Below are 17537 nucleotides of genomic sequence, written 5' to 3' on the forward strand. Positions count from 1 at the left end.
TTGTGGGTGTGGGTGGGGGGGGGGGTGGGCGGGGGGTGCTGCGGGCGGGCGCCCGCGGCCCGCCCCGGCGGCGTCCGTTCCGGGGGGGGGGGGGGGGCCGGCCCCGGGCGCCCCCGGGCCCCCGCACACGCCGACTACAGGGTGCCCGCCCAGGAGTTGGTGCCGAGCAGGGTCTTGATGTCCGAGGCGAGGCCGTTGTCGGGGTTCACCAGGAAGCCGAGCTCGTAGAGGGTGTCCTTGTCCCAGTTGGTGGTCAGCAGTCGGACCGGGACGTCGCCGGGGTGGGCCTGGAGAGCGAGCTTCAGTTCGCCCACCACCGTCGGGGTGATCTTGCCGAGCGGCGCGGTGATCTGCACCGGTGGCTTGGTGCCGAGTTCGGCGGAGGAGACGTCGAGGGTGGTGATCTCCTGGCCGAAGATGCTCAGTGAGCCGTCGCGCTCGTTGAGTCGCCCCCGGGCGGAGATGACGTTGTCCTCGACCATCTGGTCGGCCATCAGGTTGTAGGTGGCGGGGAAGAACAGCACCTCGACCGAGCCGTCGCGGTCGGCGAGGGTGATGATGGCCCAGGCGTTGCCGGCCTTGTTGATCCGGCGGTCGACGGCGGTGATCAGGCCGGCCAGGCGGACCTCGCCCTCGGTGCGGCCGGAGCCGAGGAGTTCGGCGATGGAGGTGTCGCGGTTGCGGGAGAGGATGTGCTCGGCGCCGTCCAGCGGGTGGCTGGAGACGTACAGGCCGAGCATCTCCCGCTCCAGGCTGAGCAGTTGCCGGCGCGGCCACTCCCGGTCGGTCAGTTCGAAGTCCAGCCCGATGGCCGGGCCGTCGCCGTCACCGGTGTCCAGGGCGCCGAACAGGTCGTCCTGGCCGATCGCCTGCTGCTTCTTCAGGCCGGTGACGGCGTCGATCGCGCTCTCGTGCACGGTGCTGAGCGACAGCCGGGTGTGCCCGAGGGAGTCGAAGGCGCCCGCCTTGATCAGCGAGTCGACGGTGCGCTTGTTGCACACCACCAGCTCGACCTTGTCCAGGAAGTCCGCGAAGGAGGCGTACTTGCCCTTCTCCTTGCGGGTCTTGACCAGTGACTCGATGACCGGCACGCCGACGTTGCGGACGGCCTTCAGGCCGAACCGGACGTCGCTGCCGACGGCGGTGAAGTCGACCACGGACTCGTTGACGTCGGGCGAGAGGATCTTGATGCCCATCTGGCGGCACTCGGCGAGGTAGACCGCCATCTTGTCCTTGTCGTCCGCCACCGAGGTGAGCAGCGCCGCCATGTACTCGGCGGGGTAGTTCGCCTTGAGGTAGGCGGTCTGGTAGGAGACCAGGCCGTAGGCGGCGGAGTGCGATTTGTTGAAGGCGTAGCCGGCGAACGGGACCAGGACGTCCCAGACGGCCTGGATGGCCTCGTCGGAGTAGCCGCGTTCCTTGCAGCCCGCGTGGAAGGGGACGAACTCCTTCTCCAGCACCTCCTTCTTCTTCTTGCCCATCGCGCGGCGCAGCAGGTCGGCCTGGCCGAGGCTGTAGCCGGCCAGCACCTGCGCGGCTCGCTGGACCTGCTCCTGGTAGACGATCAGACCGTAGGTGGGGCCGAGGACCTCCTTGAGGGGTTCCTCCAGCTCCGGGTGGATCGGGATGATCTCCTGCTGGGCGTTCTTGCGCAGGGCGTAGTTGGTGTGCGAGTTCATGCCCATCGGGCCCGGCCGGTACAGCGCCGAGACGGCGGAGATGTCGGCGAACTCGGTCGGCTTCATCAGCTTGAGCAGGGCGCGCATGGGGCCGCCGTCGAGCTGGAACACGCCCAGGGTGTCGCCCCGGGCGAGCAGTTGGTAGGTGGTGGGGTCGTCGAGCGCGATCTTCTCGATGTCGACGTCCACGCCCCGGTTGGCCTTGACGATCTTGATGCAGTGATCGATGATGCCCAGGTTCCGCAGACCCAGGAAGTCCATCTTGATCAGGCCCATGGCTTCGCACGACGGGTAGTCGAAGCCGGTGATGATCACGCCGTCCTTGTCCCGCATGTGCAGCGGGATCAGGTCGAGCAGCGGGGTGGAGGAGAGGATGACGGCGGCGGCGTGCACGCCGGTGCCGCGGATCAGGCCCTCGATGCCCAGGCCGGTGTCGATGATCTTCTTGACGTCGGGCTCGTTCTGGTACAGCGAGCGGATCTCGGTGCCCTCGTTGTACCGCGGGTGCTTCTCGTTGAAGAGGTCCGCCAGCGGGACGCCCTTGCCCATCACGTCCGGCGGCATCGCCTTGGTGATCCGGTCGCCCATGGCGAAGGGGTAGCCGAGGATGCGGTTGGCGTCCTTGACGGCGGCCTTGGCCTTGATCGTGCCGAAGGTGTTGACCTGCGCGGTGTAGGCGGAGCCGTACTTGTCGGTGACGTAGCGCACCATCTGGTCGCGCTGGCGGTCGTCGAAGTCGATGTCGACGTCCGGGGGGTTGATGCGCTCGGGGTTCAGGAACCGCTCGAACAGCAGGTCGTGCTCCAGCGGGTCCAGCTCGGTGATCCGGGTCAGGTAGGAGACCATCGAGCCGGCGGCCGAGCCTCGGCCCGGACCGACCGGGATGCCGTTGTCCCGGGCGTACTGGCAGATGTCGGCGACCACGAGGAAGTAGGCGTCGAACCCCATCGGGGAGATCACGCCCATCTCCAGCTCGATCCGGTCCAGCACCTCCTGGCTCGGGTTGTCGCCGTAGCGGAGCTGCAGCCCGGCGGCGATCTTCTTGCGCAGGAACGACGCCTGGCTCTCGCCCTCGGGGACGTCGAACTGCGGCATCCGGTCGACGTAGGTGAAGACCTCGTCGTAGGACTCGACCCGCTCGGCGATCGCCAGGGTGTTGTCGCACGCCTCCGGCAGCTCGCGGAACAGCTCGCGCATCTCCTCGGCGGTCTTGATGTAGTAGCCGGAGCCGTTGAACTTGAACCGGTTCGGGTCGTCCTTGTTCTTGCCCACGCCGACGCAGAGCAGGCTGTCGTGGGCGTCCGCCTGGTCGGCGGTGACGTAGTGCGAGTCGTTGGTCGCCAGCAGCGGGATGTTCAGGTCCTTGGCCAGGCGCAGCAGGTCCTGGCGGACGTCCTGCTCGATGGACAGGCCGTGGTCCATCAGCTCCAGGAAGTAGTTCTCCTTGCCGAAGATGTCCTGGTAGGCACCGGCCGCCTTGACGGCCTCGTCGTACTGCCCGAGCCGCAGCCGGGTCTGCACCTCGCCCGAGGGGCAGCCGGTGGTGGCGATGATGCCGCTCGCGTTGGCCGCGATCAGCTCGCGGTCCATGCGGGGCTTCATGTAGTAGCCCTCCATCGACGCGAGCGAGGAGAGCTTGAAGAGGTTCCGCAGCCCGGTCGCGTTCTGCGCCCACATGGTCATGTGGGTGTAGCGGCCGCCGCCCGAGACGTCCTTGCCGCCCTCGCCGTCGGAGCTCGCCGGGCGCTGGCCGCCGGGTGACCAGAACACCTGCTTCTTGTGGAAGCGCGAGGACGGGGCGACGTAGGCCTCGATGCCGATGATCGGCTTCACGCCGGTCTTCGCGGCGGCGTGGAAGAACTCGTACGCGCCGAACATGTTGCCGTGGTCGCTCATCGCGATGGCCGGCATGCCCTGCCGCTCGGCCTCCGCGAAGAGCTTTCCGTTCTTCGCCGCTCCGTCCAGCATCGAGTACTCGGTGTGGACGTGCAGGTGTGTGAACGTGTCGGACACGGCAGTGGGCTCCTTGTCGGGGCGGCGCGGGGCGGGGCGCTTCGGTGCAGGGCGCCTCGGTGGGGGCGCGGGGCGCTGCGGGTCGGGCTTCGGCGGGTGCGGTGCAGGAGGCCGGTGGGGCGGGCAGTGCGGGCTAAGCCGTCCAGGCTAGCGGGTCGGCGGGCGGGAGCGGTGCCGGCGGCGTGTCGCGGCCCCGGTGCTTGACAGCGGGCCGTTTCCCGACCGCCGTCCGTACCCGACCCGGTGCCGACCGACCGTTCGGGCCGACCGTTCGGACTGACCGTTCGGCCCGGCGACCGTTCGGGCCGACCGGTTGCTCGGTGCGACTCCTCCGCCCGGTGATCCGGACCGGCCGGTCAGGCCGGGGCCGGACCCGGGTAGCGCACGTCGGTCAACCGCTCGGACACCTCCCAGAGACGGCGGCCGGTCTCGGCGTCGGCCGCCGCGGGGGACAGCGGGACCGTCGTCGGCCCGCCGCGCAGTTCGGCCGGGCCGTCCGGCCCGATGAACGTGCCCCCCTCCACCACCGGACCGGTCGCCGCGTACAGCTGCGGCAAAGCGCCGCGGGCCGGCGTCTGAGCGAGCAGCGGGTTGCCGATCCGGCCGAGGAGCACCCGCCACAGGCCGGTCGGCGTACCGGTCTGCAGGTTGGTGGCGGTGTAGCCGGGGTGGGCGAGCAGGCTGCGCACCGGGCTGCCCGCCGCGGTCAGCCGCCGGTGGAGCTCCCGGCCGAAGACGGCGTTCGCGAACTTGGACTGGTTGTAGAAGGCCATCGGCGAGTAGCCCCGCTCGCCGTCGAGGTCGTCGAAGCGAAGGCGCCCCCTCCGGTGGTTGAGCGAGCTCACCGTGACGACGCGGGGGTCGTGTCCGACGCTCAGCAGGTCGAGCAGCAGGCCGGTGAGTGCGAAGTGGCCGAGGTGGTTGCAGGCGAACTGGAGCTCGTGGCCCTGCGCGCTCAGCGATCGCGGCGGTGCCATCACGCCGGCGTTGTTGACCAGGACGTCGAGCCTCGGGTGATCGGCGCGGACCTGGTGGGCGAAGGCCCGGACGGAGTCGAGGTCGGCCAGGTCGAGGTGGCCCACCGCGACCTGGGCTCCCGGCTGCTCGTGGGTGATCCCGGCGGCGGCCCGCCGGCCCTTCGCCACGTCCCGGACCGCGAGGAGCACCCGGGCGCCCCGGGCCGTGAGTGCCCGGGTGGTCGCCAGGCCGAGGCCGCTGTTCGCGCCGGTGACGAGGAACACCCGCCCGGTCTGGTCCGGGATCTGCTCGGCCGTCCACTGCTGATGCGCTGTCATGCGGCACATGCTGCCGTTTGTGTCACTCGGTGTCAATGTGCTCCCGAGTGCCATTGGAGGCAGGGGGTTACCATGGCCAGATGAGTTCCCGCCCGGACGTCACCATGGCCCAGCGCAAGCGCCGGCTCGTCTCGAACGAGTTGACCGAGGCCGCGCTCCAGTTGCTGGCGTCGCAGGGCTTCGACGCGGTGACCATCGACGAGATCGCGACGACGGCGGGCGTCTCGAAGCGGACCTTCTTCCGGTACTTCGCGTCCAAGGAGGACGTGGTCGTCCAGTTCCTGGCCGAGCTGGGGGCGGGCATGCACCAGGAGCTGGCGGCCCGACCCGGCGGGGAGGCGCCCTCCGTGGCGCTGCTGCACGCGGTCTCCGTCCCCGTCGCGGCCTGCGGTGACCACGCCGACCGGGCCCTGCGCGTGGTCCAGCTGATCCTGCGCACCCCCGCCCTGCTCGCACGCTTCCTGGAGCGCCAGGTGCAGTGGCGTGAGGAGCTGGCCGCGGAGCTGGCGCGTCGCCTGGGCATCGATCCCGCGGCCGACCTGTACCCGCGGCTGGCCGCCGGGACGGCACTGGCGGCCTTCGACGCCGTGCTGCAGCGGTGGAGCGACAGCGACGGTGCCGAGGATCCCGTCGAGCTGACCGCACGGGCCTTCGCCGTCATCGCTCCGGCGCTCGACGCGGTCGCGGCCCCGCAGGACCGCACGGCTCCGCCCGCCTGACGGGCCCCGGGCCCCGGGTCGCCGGCTGCCCGGCGCAGCGGTGCGGATCGGGCGGGTGGGGACAGCGTCCCGTCCGGCCCGGCGACCGCAGTGGATCATGGACGGCTAGGCTGCTGCCCCGTCACGTCCTCGTGGAGGGCGCTTGGGAACGAGGACGGGAGCCAGCTCATGATGGGACCGGCGCACGCGCTGTCGGGCGCGGCGGCGTGGTTGGGTGCGGGGGCGCTCGCGGCGGGGCTGGGCGAGCCGATGCCCTGGCCGGTGCTGCTGGCGGGGACGCTGATCTGTGCGGGGGCCGCGCTGGCGCCGGACCTGGACCACAAGGCGGCGACGATATCCCGGGCCTTCGGGCCGGTGTCGCGCACGCTCTGCGAGGTGATCGACAAGCTCTCGTACGCGGCCTACCGGTCGACCCGGAAGAAGGGCGATCCGCGCCGCTCGGGCGGGCACCGGACGCTGACCCACACCTGGCTCTGGGCGGTGCTGTGCGGCGCCGGCGCCGCCGCGGTGGCGGTGTACGGCGGCCGCTGGGGGGTGCTGGCGGTGCTCTTCGTGCACATGGTGCTGGCGATCGAGGGGCTGCTGTGGCGCCATGCCCGGGTCTCCAGCGACGTGCTGGTCTGGCTGCTCGGGGCGACCAGCGCCTGGGTGCTGGCGGACGTCCTGGACAAGCCGGGGAACGGTTCGCACTGGCTGTTCGACCAGCCCGGGCAGCAGTACCTGTGGATCGGCCTGCCGATCGCGCTCGGCTCGCTGGTGCACTGCCTGGGGGACGCGCTGACCGTGTCGGGCTGCCCGGTGTTCTGGCCGATCCCGATCGGGCGCAAGCGCTGGTACCCGGTCGGGCCGCCGAAGGGCCTGCGGTTCCGGGCGGGCAGCTGGGTCGAGATCAAGGTGCTCACGCCGGTCTTCATGGGCCTGGGCGGGGTCTGCGCGCTGGGGGCGCTCGGCTTCTTCGGCTGATTCGGAGCGGCCGCGCTCGGGTCGTCCGGGGCGTCCGGCCCGGTCCCGGCCGTATTCGTCCGGTCCGGTCCTAGCCGGGCCGGACGCTGCCGGGTGCCGGCCAGCGGCGGTGGTACTGGTCGATGACGAAGTGGTGCCCGTGCTGCCAGCCGCCGGCGGCCGGGTGGGCGTTGCTGAGGTGGGGGTGGTCCGGCGGCAGGTCGGCGTGGACGTGGTCGAGTTCGTCCGCGTCGCGCGCGGGCCAGAGCGCGGTGGCGGCCGTCGCGGCGGCGAGCGCGACGGCGCCGAGCACCCCGGCGGTGGCCGGCAGCCCGGCAGCGGCGGCCAGCCAGCCCGCCAGCGGGTAGGTCAGCAGCCAGCAGGAGTGCGAGAGCGAGAACTGCGCGGCGAAGGCGGCCGGCAGGTCGGCGTCGGCCGCGGAGCGGCGCAGCACGCGGCCGCCCGGGGTGAGGACCGCCGAGCAGGCGGCGCCGATCGCGGCCCAGGCGGTCAGGACCGCGCCCCAGGACCAGGCGCTCGGGGCGGTGGCGGAGACGGCGGCCACCGCCGCCAGGACCACGGGCAGGGCGAAGGCGGCCGGGAGCATCACGGCGCGGTCACCGATCCGGCCGAGCAGGCGCGGCAGCAGGAGGGCGGCCAGCATGGAGCCCGCGCCGTACGCGCCGAGCGCGAGGGAGAGGGCGCCGGCGGGCCGGTGGAAGTGCTCGCGGACCAGGACGACGGTGTTGACGAAGACGATGGCTCCGGCGGCGGCGACGCCGAGGTCCAGGGCGAGCAGGGCCCGCAGGCGCGGGGTGGCCCGGAACAGTCGGGTGCCGAAGGCGGCCTTGGTGTAGGCGCCGCCGGCGCGCTCGACGGGCACCGGTTTGGGCAGGACGGCGGACACCACGAGGGCCGCGGAGGCGAGGAAGCCGGCGGCGGTGCCGGCGAACAGCCAGCCGGCGGAGACCACGGCCAGCAGCCCGGCGGCGAGCGCGGGGCTGAACAGGCTCTCCAGGTCGTAGGCCAGCCGGGACAGCGACAGCGCCCGGGTGTAGTCGCGCTCGGCGGGCAGCACCTCCGGGATCGTGGCCTGGAAGGTCGGTGTGAACGCGGCGGAGGCGGCCTGGAGGAGGAAGACCAGGGCGTAGACCTGCCAGACCTGGGTGACGAACGGCAGGGCGAGTGCGACGGTGGCCCGGCTGAGGTCCATGGCCACCATCAGGGCCCGGCGCGGAATCCGGTCCGCCAGGGCGCCGGCGAGCGGGGCGATCGTGACGTACGCGACCATCTTGATCGCCAGGGCGGTGCCGAGGACGGCCGAGGCGTGGTCACCGGCGAGGTCGTAGGCCAGCAGGCCGAGCGCCACGGTGGCCAGACCGGTGCCGACCAGGGCGACGATCTGGGCGGTGAACAGGTGGCGGTAGGTGCGATTGCGCAGGATGGCCGGCATGCGGTCCCGTCCCCGGGTCGGCGTCGTGCGGGTACGCCGACATCGTAGCCAACATGTGCGTACCTGTGCACATGATTGCGGCAGGCGGCAGGCGGCAGGCGGCAGGCGGCAGGCGGCAGGCGGCAGGCGGCAGGCGGCAGGCGGCGGAGCGCAGACAGCGGAGGCGGCAGACAGCAGGCCGCGACGCCCGGGGGAGGCCCTTACGGCACTCTGATTTGCCAACCCTTTACACTCCTGTAGAGCCGGCGCCCGGTCCCCCGACCAGGCCGCCGCCGAACCGACCACCCTCGTCGCAGTGAAGGAGTCGCGGTCCCCGCGATGGACGAACCTCCCAGTTCTCACCGTGCTGTTCCCGCCAAGACGTGCTCATCCACCGGGGCGGGGGTGGCACGGTGACCGACGTCCTGCTGCTGCTCCTCGCGCTGGTGCTCACCGCCGCGTGCGCGGTCTTCGTCGCGGCGGAGTTCTCCCTGACCACTGTCGAGCGGGGCGCCCTCGAACGCGCCGCCGAGGCCGGTGAGCGCGGCGCCGCGACCGCGCTGAAGGCGGCCCGGCGCCTCACCTTCCAGCTGTCCGGCGCCCAGCTGGGCATCACCATCACCAGCCTGGTGATCGGCATGGTCGCCCAGCCGTCGGTGGCCGCGCTGCTGCACGGCCCGCTGGAGGCGCTGGGCCTGCCGAGCGGCGTGGTGAACACCGTCGGGATCCTGCTCGGGGTCCTGCTGTCCACCGTCGTGCTGATGGTCGCGGGCGAGCTGGTGCCCAAGAACTGGGCCATCTCGCGCCCGCTCGCCGTGGCGAAGGTGGTGGCCGGGCCGCAGTACTACTTCTCGGCCGCGTTCTCGCCGCTGATCGGGCACCTCAACAACACCGCGAACCACGTGGTGCGCCGGCTGGGCCTGGAGCCCGCCGAGCACCTCGCCTCGGCCCGGACGCCGCAGGAGCTGGTCGCGCTCGCCCGGCACTCCGCCCGCGCGGGCGCGATAGAGCCCGACACCGCCGAACTCTTCGTCCGCTCGCTCAACCTGCGCGAACTGACGGCGGAGAACGTGATGACCCCCCGGGTCGACGTCCGGGCCCTGGAGGAGCACGCCACGGCGGCCGACGTCGCCAACCTCACCCGTGCCACCGGCCTGTCCCGCTTCCCCGTCTACCGCAACAACCTCGACCAGGTCGTCGGCGCGGTCCACATCAAGGACGCGCTCACCGTCCCCGCCGACCGGCGTCACCTGCACCCGGTGGCGAACCTGATGACCGAGCCGCTGCTGGTGCCCGAGACGCTCACCGTCGACCGCCTGCTGGACCTGCTCCGCGGTGAGGAGACCATGGCGGTGGTCATCGACGAGTACGGCGGCACCGCCGGCATCGCCACCCTGGAGGACATCGTCGAGGAGGTCGTCGGCGAGGTCGTCGACGAGCACGACCCCGCCGAACTGCCCGACCTCATCGACCTCGGCGAGGGCCAGGACGGGCGCCACCGCTGGGACGCCGACGGCATCACCCGCACCGACCAGCTCGACGCCGTCGGCCTGCCCGGCACCGAGGGGCCGTACGAGACCCTCGCCGGGCTGATCGCCGAGCGCCTCGGCCGCATCCCCGTCCCCGGCGACATCGTCGAGACCGACGGCTGGACCCTCCACGTCACGTCCGTCGCGCACCACGTCGCCGAACGCGTCCGCATCTGCGGCCCGGCACCCGACACCGACGCCCCGGCGGACACCCGCCCGACCGGCGGCGCGGCCGACGGCACCGGACGCCGCCCGGAGGAGAACCGATGACCGCGATCCAGCTCGTCATCGGGCTGCTCACACTGGTGACCAACGCCTTCTTCGTCGGCGGCGAGTTCGCCCTCATCTCGGTGCGGCGCAGCCAGATCGAACCGCGCGCGGAAGCCGGCGACCGGCGCGCCCGCACGGTGATCTGGGGTCTGGAGCACGTCTCCGCGATGCTGGCCACCGCCCAGCTCGGCATCACCGTCTCCTCGCTGGTGCTCGGCGCGGTCGCCGAACCGGCGATCGCCCACCTGCTGGAGCCGCCGCTGCACGGCCTCGGCGTCCCGGACGCGCTGATCCACACCATCGCGTTCGTCGTCGCGCTGACCGTGGCGACCTACCTGCACATGCTGCTGGGCGAGATGATCCCCAAGAACATCGCCCTGGCCGCGCCGGAGAAGGCCGCCTACCTGCTGGTGCCGCCGCTGGTCGGGGTGACGCGCGCGGTGCGGCCGATCGCCTTCTCGATCAACGCCTTCGCCAACCGGATCCTGCGCCTGCTGAAGGTCGAACCCAAGGACGAGGTGGCCTCGGTGTTCACCGAGGAGGAGCTGGCCCGCATGGTCAAGGACTCCTCCGACGCCGAGCTGCTCAGCGACCGCGACACCGAACTGCTGCGGGACGCCCTGGAGCTGGGCTCCCGCCCGGTCTCGGAGGTCGTCACCCCGCGCGAGGAGATCGTCTTCGCCGGACCGGGCGCCACGCCCGTCGAGCTGGAGCAGCTCGCCGCCCGGACGGGCTTCTCCCGCTTCCCCGTGCTGGACGCGGACCGGACGGTGCTCGGCTACCTGCACATCAAGGACGCCCTCGAACAGGACGGCGCCCGCGACCGGCCCTTCCCGGCCCGTGCGCTGCGCCCGATCGCCCGCGTCCCCGAGTCCACGCCGCTGGACGACGTGCTGACCGCCATGCGCCGCTCCGGCACCCACCTGGCCGCCGCGATCGCCGCCGACGGCACCGCCTCCGGCCTGGTCACCATGGAGGACGTCCTCAAGGAGCTGGTCCGCCCGGCACCCGCGCGGCCGTAGCGCGGGGCCGGGGGCGGGCGAGGAGGACCCGGGCGCCCCCGGTGGCCCGAACGACGACAGCCCGCCCCGGTCGGAACCGGGGCGGGCTGTCGGGTGTCCGGCAACCCCGCGGTGCTGCCGCGGCGTTGCCGAACGGCGTGTCCTACTGGACGGCCGCGGTGGCCCGGGCGGGCGCCTGGGCGGTGGCGGGCCGGGGCTTCAGGACGCGCTCGGCGAGCTCGCCGAAGACGAGGCCGAAGGACGTCCACAGCACCAGCTGGATGGCGAGGGCCGCGAGGCGGAACTGCCACAGCAGGGTGGCGGGGAACTCCTCGGGGACTTCGTCGATGGTGGGCAGCAGGGCGTAGGCCAGGCCGACGGCCAGCACGAAGCCGGCCCCCGCCGCGACGGCCGCGTACCAGTTCCCGAGCCGGGGAGCCAGGCGCTTGCCGACGATCACGGCGGCCACCGCGAGGAGCACCGCGAGCAGCAGCATCAGGAAGTACAGGACGGTGCGCTTCCCGATGGTGTCCGGGTCCCCGACGGACGGCGGGTTGGCCGGGTACTTGACGAACGGCACGAGGTAGACGGTCACCAGTGCGCCGAGCGACAGGACGACCGCGGTGGCGCGGGCACCGAAGCGCCCGATCCGGCCGAGGGCGAAGCAGAAGGCGAGCGAGGCGATCCCGCCCATGGCGACGGCGAACAGGAGGATCCCGGTCGCCAGGCCCGCGGTGGACTGCAGGGACCGGCTGACCAGCTCCGGCTCCATGTCCATGCCGTGGTGGGCGGAGTGCGCCTCCTCGAAGGCGATGGCGGAGTCCACGTGGGACTCGCCGAGGAAGTAGGCGGTCAGGAGCGCGAGCAGGCCGGCCGCGAGGCCGGCCAGCATGCCGCGCACCAGCAGGGATCTGACGGTGGTGGAGTTCACGGGGGTGCTTCCTCGTCTCAGTGGCAGGGGAAGCCGAGCAGGTGGCGCCCGTCGTGGACCCACTCGTGGACGTTCTCGCCGGAGATGAGGGAGGTGGCGCCCTGTTCGGCGCCGACGAAGTAGAGCAGCACCAGCATCAGGATGCCGAAGAACGCCGCCCAGGGCAGGACGGCCCGCACGGGGATGGGGGCCGGAGCCTCACCGGTGGCGGGGGAGAGCGGGGTGGCGATGGACGAAGCCATGGCTGAACCTCCTTGGGGAAACTCGCGTCCCAATCGATGGAGCACAGACGACGGCTCGGGGTCTGACTCACCGTCGGCCCCGCACACCCCTGGTCGGGAGGTACGGCGCCGGGCGGCATACAGTGGCGCGACCGTACCGGAGTCTCACCGGCTTCCTCGCACCGTCGTCACAACGCCCGCGACCGTACCGCCTGGCGGGCGCGCGGCCAAGGGCGTGCGCCGAGGCCGGGGGCGCGGATCCGTCCGCCGGGGCGGGGGTGACGACGGGAGGCCGCGCCTTTGCGGTGCGGGTAGTGGACGAAGGGGTTCCAGGATGACCGTACGGGTGATGTTGATCTCACCGGCGGCCAGTACGGCGCTGCGGGCGGCACGGTTCGACGACGGATCGGGCCTGGACGCCCGTGGGCTGGACGCCGCGCGGTCGGCGGCGGGCACCCTGCCGCTCTCCGGTCACGTCCTGGTGTCGCCGTCGCTCCGCTGCCGGCAGACCGCACAGGCCCTCGGCCTCACCGCCTCGGGCGGGGCGCCGTCCGGTTGGGCGATGGGGGCGTGGCGCGGCAGGACGCTCGACGAGGTGGCCGCCGAGCAGCCCGACGCGGTGGCCGGATGGCTCTCCGACCCGGCCGCGGCGCCGCCCGGCGGGGAGTCGCTGGCCGGGCTGTGCGACCGCGCCGCCGGGTGGCTGGACGCGCTGGCCGAGGGCGGCGGGCGCGTGCTGGCGGTGGTGGAGCCGGAACTCGTCAGGGCCGCCGTGGTCCATGCGCTGGGGAGTCCGGCGACGGCCTTCTGGCGGCTCGACGTCCCACCGCTGACGGCCACCGACCTCAGCGGGCGGGCCGGCCGGTGGAACGTCCGCCTGGGCGCCGGCCTCGGTCCCGCTCCGGCCGGCGGCGCCGGCCCGGAGTGAACCCGGGCCGGCCCGGGTTCACAGGGCGGCGGCCACCCGGTCCGCGGTGCGGAGGGTGACGGCGGCCAGCGTGAGGGTCGGGTTGGCGGTGCCGCCGGTGGGGAAGACGGAGGCGCCGACGACCCACACGCCGGGGTGGTCGTGGGACTGCCCGGCCTCGTCGACCACCGAGGCGAACCGCTCGGTGCCCATCCGCATGGTGCCGATCAGGTGGCCCGACCCCTTGTACGCCAGGGTCGGCTGCAGCGGAGCCACCTCCTGGGCGCCGATGGTCGACTCGATGTGCTGCCAGAGCCTGCGGGCGACGCTGTGCCCGTAGGCGAGCGCCCGCCTGGAGTAGTCGTCCAGCTGGTAGCTGAGCTTGGGCCGGGGCTGGTCGAGGCCGTCCCGCTCGTCGGAGAGGGTGATCCGGTTGGCCGGGTTCGGCAGCTGCTCGGTCGCGTAGCTGAACCGCAGCATGCGGGTGACGCGGTGGTTGACGGCCTGCTGGAGTTCGCTGCCGGTGCGCAGGATCCGTCCGCCGGCGCCGTCCCACAGGAGCCGGTCGACCGCGGCCTCCGGGGACTCGGTGCGCCCCCAGCCGTCGTTGCCGACGGTCAGCCGGAAGGCCCCGTTGTTCCTCCGGAACGGCCCGTCGCGGAAGTCCTCGATGCCGAGGATGGTCTGCGGGCCCCGGAACGGGAACAGCGGCTCGGGGAAGAGTCCGACCACCTCCTCGGTCGGGTGGTCCATGAGGTTGCGGCCGACCTGGTCACTGGTGTTGTCGAGTCCGGAGGCGAGCCAGAGCTTCGGCGTCTCCACGGCGTTCAGTGCCAGCACCACCTGCCGGGCGGAGACCCGCTGCTCGATCCGGTCGGTCGTGCTCCAGTCCTTGAACGCGACCACCGGGGTGCCGCCCTGGCGCCGGATCAGCCTGGTGACCACCGAGGCGGTGCGGAGCTCGACGCCGAGCTTGTCGGCCCGCCGGAGGTGGTGCCCGGCGTCGTACTTGGCCCCCGACGGGCAGATCGGCAGACAACTGGAGTGGCCCTGGCAGGCGACGCGCCCCTGGTAGTCCTCGGAGTTGCGGGCCTGCGGCGTGGTGATCGGCGTGACCCGGACGCCGTCGATGGGCGCGATGCCGGCCAGCGCGGCGCGGACCCGCTCGTCGCCGTAGCTGGGTGCGATGCCGGGCATCGGGAACTCCGCGCTGCGCGGGGTGTACGGCGCCCACTCGGCGCCGTTGCCGGAGACCCCGAGTTCGGCCTCGGCCCGGACGTAGAACGGCTCCAGCTCGGCGTAGTCGAACGGCCAGTCCACGCCGCGCCCGTACCGGCTGCCGAGCCGGAAGTCGCCCTCCAGGAAGCGCGGGCAGTTGCCGCGCCAGGCCCAGGTGCTGCCGCCGGTCATCCGCTGGAAGCCGCTCTTGAAGAGGTCCGGCCCGTTCTCCAGGTAGTAGCGGTTCATGGTGACCGGATCGCCGACGCCGTCCGAGGAGGGGGCGACGCCGAGCGCGTTGTTGGGCAGTCCGGCGTACGGCGAGGGCACGCCCTTGGTCGGGGAGAGCTGGTAGTTGTCGACGAACCTGGTGCGTTGGATGCTGGTGACGGGGTTGTCGCCGGCGTCCAGGATCAGGACGCGGGCCTCGGGCCGGGCGGTCTTGACCTGCCAGGCGGTGAGCGCCCCGGCGACGCCGGCGCCGACGATGACGAGGTCGTAGTCGAAGTCCATGGCGGTGGGTTCCTCCGCTCGGTCAGGGGTGTTCGGTCCAGTAGCCGTAGCCGCTCGGCGCGGGCGGTGTGGGGGCGGCGGAGCCGGGGTGGGCCTGGATCACCTTCCAGACCAGACCGGACCGGTACTGGTCGGGGGTCTCGGGGCCGTCCGTGCTGCCGTCCGGGCGAAGGAACTGCCCGGTGTACCAGACGATGACGGTGGCCCGGGCCGCCTGGGCCAGGGCGGTGTCGGCGTCGAGGGCGGCCTTGAGCCGCGCGCCGGGGTCGGGAGAGGACGCGGCCTCGTGCCACGCGGTGACGAGCCGGCCGAGGTCGGCGGGATAGGCCCGCTCCAGCCGCTGCCGGAAGGCGTCGGCGAGCGGGCCGTCGAGGGCCGGCTCGCCGGTGAGGTGTTCGGAGAGCGTGCGGAAGTCGATGCTGTCGATCATGGTCGAGTGGCCTCTCCCCGGTCGCTGCCCGGCGGGGTGGGGGGCCTCGCAGGGGTGGGTCGTGGTGATGGTGACGGCGCGGTCGTTGCTCCGGACGGTGGACGGGAGGGCCCGGCCGGCGCCGACGGCCCGGGTACTGGGTCCTGGTGCTGGGCGGCCTGGGTGCGACTGTGCCGGATGACGCCCGAAGGTGCTGTGTAGTCGAACTATGCATGCCGTCGGGCCGCCCGGCGAGCCGGTGGACGGCGGCCGCCGGGCGGGCGGTGGGGTGCGCGCCGGGACCGCCTCGCCCGTTCGGGGGAGAGGGCCGCGCGTGTGGTCGCCGTCGGCGCCCCGCGGCGTCGGGCCCGGTCGCCGGGTGGTGGGGGGTGGTTTCGGCCATCGCGGGGCGAAGCGGCGCAGAACACGGTCTTGTCGGGGCGGGCGGGGCGGCTGTTCCATGGCGGCATGGTCCGACGCGAGCTCGTTCTGATGACCGATCACAGCTCGACCGAGGGCAGCCGGGAGATCCTGTCCACCGCCGTACGCGCGCTCACCGGCAGAGCGCCCGTCCTGTTCGATGCGCGGCACTTCATGACCGGCGGCACCGGCCGGATCTCCGGCGGCGGCACCGGGGATCCGGGCGGTGCGGGTGGCGGCCTCCGTCTGGAGGTGCCCGGCGAGGGCGCCGCCGTGACGGCCGAGGCGGTGATCGTCTACGAGATCCCGCCGCACCGGCGCCGCGACTTCGAGGCCTGCCAACTGCTGCTCCGCGCCCACGGCGCCCGCTCGCTCGGCACCGGCGTCGACGCCTGGCGGGCGGCCACCGAGAAGGACCTCACCGTCGAGCGGTTCGTCCGGGACGGCGTCCCGCACATGCCCACCATCGCGTTCTCCCGGCCGAGCCCGGAGGCCGCCGCCGAGGCGTTCGACCGTCTCGGCGGCGACGTCTGGGCCCGGCCGACCGTCGGCATGGGCGGCAACGACGTCTTCCACCTCACCACCGGTGCCCAACTCGCCGCCGCCGCCCGCTACTACGCCGAGGCGGGGGCCGACTGGCTGATCGCCCGCGACGCCCGGAACTTCACCGCGGCCGGCCGGCGGCACCAGTACCGGGTGGTGGTGCTCGACGGGCGGGTGGTGCGCGCGGTGGAGCACGTCCAGCCCGACCCGGACGCGCCGTGCAACGAGAGCCGCGGCGCCGTCTCGACCGTGCTGGCCGAGAACGAACTCCCGGCCGGACTCGCCGAGTTGGCCATCTCAGCGACCAAGTCACTCGACCTCCCGCTGGCCGGCGTCGACCTCGCCGCCGAGAGCGGCGGCGTGGTCTTCGAGGTGAACGTCCACCCGCAGTTCGGCACCGTCGGCGGCCTGGAGTCGGTCGCCGTCCCGTACGCCGCCGCCCACCTGGCGTCGACGCCGGGGTAGGGGGAGCGGTGCCGGCCGGAGGCAGGGGCGCGCAGACCAAGTGCGCGTGGAGGGGGTAGGCGACGGTACGGCCCCTGCGAACATTAGGGTTCGGCTGACAACGTGGTGACGCTGATCACACGTCAGTACGCTGTTCGTCGTCCGCTTCGCCTGCTCGCCGGACGCTCTCGAGCTGCTCCGCGAGTACCGCAGGGGCGAATCCGATCTGATCCGGCGTGACGGAGTGTTCTATCTGATCGCGGTACGCGACTTTCCGAGACCGCCTTGAACGAGGATCCTGCCGGATTCGTCGGCGTGGACCTGGGGATCGTCAACATCGCCACCACGTCCACCGGTTACCGGGCTGCCGGGCGTGGACTGAACCGGCACCGCAAGCGGCAGCTCGACCTGCGGAAGAAGTTGCAGGCCAAGGGCACCAAGTCTGCCAAGCGCCTGCTCAAGAAGCGGAACCGGCGCGAGCGGCGTCACGCCGCGAACGTCAACCACATCATCTCGAAGACCATCGTCACCACCGCTGAACGCACCGGCCACGGCATCGCCCTCGAAGACCTGGGCGGCATCCGGGACCGGGTACGGCTCCGCAAGGACCAGCGGACACAACTGCACTCGTGGAGCTTTCACCAGCTCGGCCGGTTCATCGCCTACAAGGCGAGGCGGGCCGGGGTGCCGCTGGTGCACGTCGATCCGGCGTACACCAGCCAGGAATGCTCCGACTGCCATCACATCGACCGGAAGAACCGAGTCGGTCAGGCAACGTTCGCGTGCCGGGCCTGCGGGACCGTGCTGAACGCGGACGACAACTCGTCCCACAACATCGCCCGCAAGGGCGAGGCCGTGTGGACCGCGGGGCGTGAGTCACGCGTCCCAGCGCCCGTACAGGCGCTCAGACGGAGGAGGCCACGCGACAGCCAGCCGCGTCCCACCTCCAAGCCCGCTCCTTCAGGACTCCGTTGGGAAATCCGCAAAACGGGCCGGGGGTCAGGCTGCCAGGTTGAGTGCGGTGAGATGTGAGGTCCGGGTCTTGCCGAGT

14 protein-coding genes and 1 riboswitch are annotated in these 17537 nt (G+C 72.6%); of the genes, 7 read left to right on the plus strand and 7 right to left on the minus strand.

What is annotated here, in order from left to right:
• Window positions 1-134 precede the first annotated feature (134 nt).
• Both dnaE and ACFVYI_RS26505 read right to left on the minus strand, forming a co-directional pair.
• Complete coding sequence (dnaE, locus tag ACFVYI_RS26500) at window positions 135-3692, minus strand: DNA polymerase III subunit alpha (RefSeq protein WP_387889897.1); 3558 nt, start codon at window positions 3690-3692, stop codon at window positions 135-137.
• 356 nt (window positions 3693-4048) lie between these two features.
• Entirely contained in the window at window positions 4049-4987 is a 939-nt protein-coding gene (locus ACFVYI_RS26505) for an oxidoreductase (protein WP_387889899.1), read from the minus strand.
• A gap of 80 nt (window positions 4988-5067) precedes the next feature.
• Here ACFVYI_RS26505 and ACFVYI_RS26510 point away from each other — a divergent pair, with 80 nt between their 5' ends.
• Both ACFVYI_RS26510 and ACFVYI_RS26515 read left to right on the plus strand, forming a co-directional pair.
• Window positions 5068-5706 carry a TetR family transcriptional regulator gene (locus tag ACFVYI_RS26510; protein ID WP_387889901.1) on the plus strand — a complete coding sequence of 213 codons (639 nt, stop codon included), beginning with the start codon at window positions 5068-5070 and terminating at the stop codon, window positions 5704-5706.
• A 168-nt stretch (window positions 5707-5874) separates the two neighbouring features.
• Complete coding sequence (locus ACFVYI_RS26515; protein WP_387889903.1) at window positions 5875-6669, plus strand: metal-dependent hydrolase; 795 nt, start codon at window positions 5875-5877, stop codon at window positions 6667-6669.
• Window positions 6670-6739: 70 nt separating this feature from the next.
• Here the strand turns inward: ACFVYI_RS26515 and ACFVYI_RS26520 are convergent, their stop codons facing one another.
• Window positions 6740-8101 (minus strand): MFS transporter, encoded by a 1362-nt coding sequence (locus tag ACFVYI_RS26520; protein ID WP_387889904.1) that lies wholly within the window; start codon window positions 8099-8101, stop codon window positions 6740-6742.
• Window positions 8102-8493: 392 nt separating this feature from the next.
• Between ACFVYI_RS26520 and ACFVYI_RS26525 the strand changes: the two genes are divergently transcribed.
• Both ACFVYI_RS26525 and ACFVYI_RS26530 read left to right on the plus strand, forming a co-directional pair.
• Window positions 8494-9879 (plus strand): hemolysin family protein, encoded by a 1386-nt coding sequence (locus tag ACFVYI_RS26525; protein WP_387889907.1) that lies wholly within the window; start codon window positions 8494-8496, stop codon window positions 9877-9879.
• Entirely contained in the window at window positions 9876-10901 is a 1026-nt protein-coding gene (locus tag ACFVYI_RS26530) for a hemolysin family protein (RefSeq protein WP_387889909.1), read from the plus strand. The genes ACFVYI_RS26525 and ACFVYI_RS26530 overlap by 4 nt, the downstream gene beginning before the upstream one ends.
• Before the next feature lie 142 nt (window positions 10902-11043).
• Here ACFVYI_RS26530 and ACFVYI_RS26535 read toward each other — a convergent pair whose 3' ends face one another.
• Both ACFVYI_RS26535 and ACFVYI_RS26540 read right to left on the minus strand, forming a co-directional pair.
• On the minus strand, window positions 11044-11811 hold the full coding sequence (locus ACFVYI_RS26535; RefSeq protein ID WP_387889911.1) for a CbtA family protein: 768 nt from the start codon (window positions 11809-11811) through the stop codon (window positions 11044-11046).
• Window positions 11812-11828: 17 nt separating this feature from the next.
• Window positions 11829-12053, minus strand: coding sequence for a CbtB-domain containing protein (locus tag ACFVYI_RS26540; RefSeq protein WP_360635313.1), 225 nt, complete (start codon window positions 12051-12053; stop codon window positions 11829-11831).
• A 60-nt stretch (window positions 12054-12113) separates the two neighbouring features.
• A riboswitch (cobalamin riboswitch) is annotated at window positions 12114-12209 on the minus strand.
• Between the two features lie 157 nt (window positions 12210-12366).
• On the opposite strand from ACFVYI_RS26540, the gene ACFVYI_RS26545 reads away from it, so the two are divergent.
• On the plus strand, window positions 12367-12960 hold the full coding sequence (locus ACFVYI_RS26545; protein WP_387889913.1) for a histidine phosphatase family protein: 594 nt from the start codon (window positions 12367-12369) through the stop codon (window positions 12958-12960).
• A gap of 18 nt (window positions 12961-12978) precedes the next feature.
• On the opposite strand, the gene ACFVYI_RS26550 is transcribed toward ACFVYI_RS26545, so the two are convergent.
• Both ACFVYI_RS26550 and ACFVYI_RS26555 read right to left on the minus strand, forming a co-directional pair.
• Entirely contained in the window at window positions 12979-14670 is a 1692-nt protein-coding gene (locus ACFVYI_RS26550) for a GMC family oxidoreductase (RefSeq protein WP_387889915.1), read from the minus strand.
• A gap of 22 nt (window positions 14671-14692) precedes the next feature.
• Window positions 14693-15100, minus strand: coding sequence for a sugar dehydrogenase complex small subunit (locus ACFVYI_RS26555; RefSeq protein WP_387889917.1), 408 nt, complete (start codon window positions 15098-15100; stop codon window positions 14693-14695).
• A gap of 471 nt (window positions 15101-15571) precedes the next feature.
• On the opposite strand from ACFVYI_RS26555, the gene ACFVYI_RS26560 reads away from it, so the two are divergent.
• Together ACFVYI_RS26560 and ACFVYI_RS26565 are read left to right on the plus strand one after the other, a co-directional pair.
• Entirely contained in the window at window positions 15572-16507 is a 936-nt protein-coding gene (locus ACFVYI_RS26560) for a RimK family alpha-L-glutamate ligase (protein WP_387889919.1), read from the plus strand.
• 264 nt (window positions 16508-16771) lie between these two features.
• Entirely contained in the window at window positions 16772-17518 is a 747-nt protein-coding gene (locus tag ACFVYI_RS26565) for an RNA-guided endonuclease InsQ/TnpB family protein (RefSeq protein WP_387889921.1), read from the plus strand.
• Window positions 17519-17537: the final 19 nt, after the last annotated feature.

It is taken from the genome of Kitasatospora sp. NPDC058218 (genome assembly GCF_042882445.1).
GTDB lineage: Bacteria > Actinomycetota > Actinomycetes > Streptomycetales > Streptomycetaceae > Kitasatospora.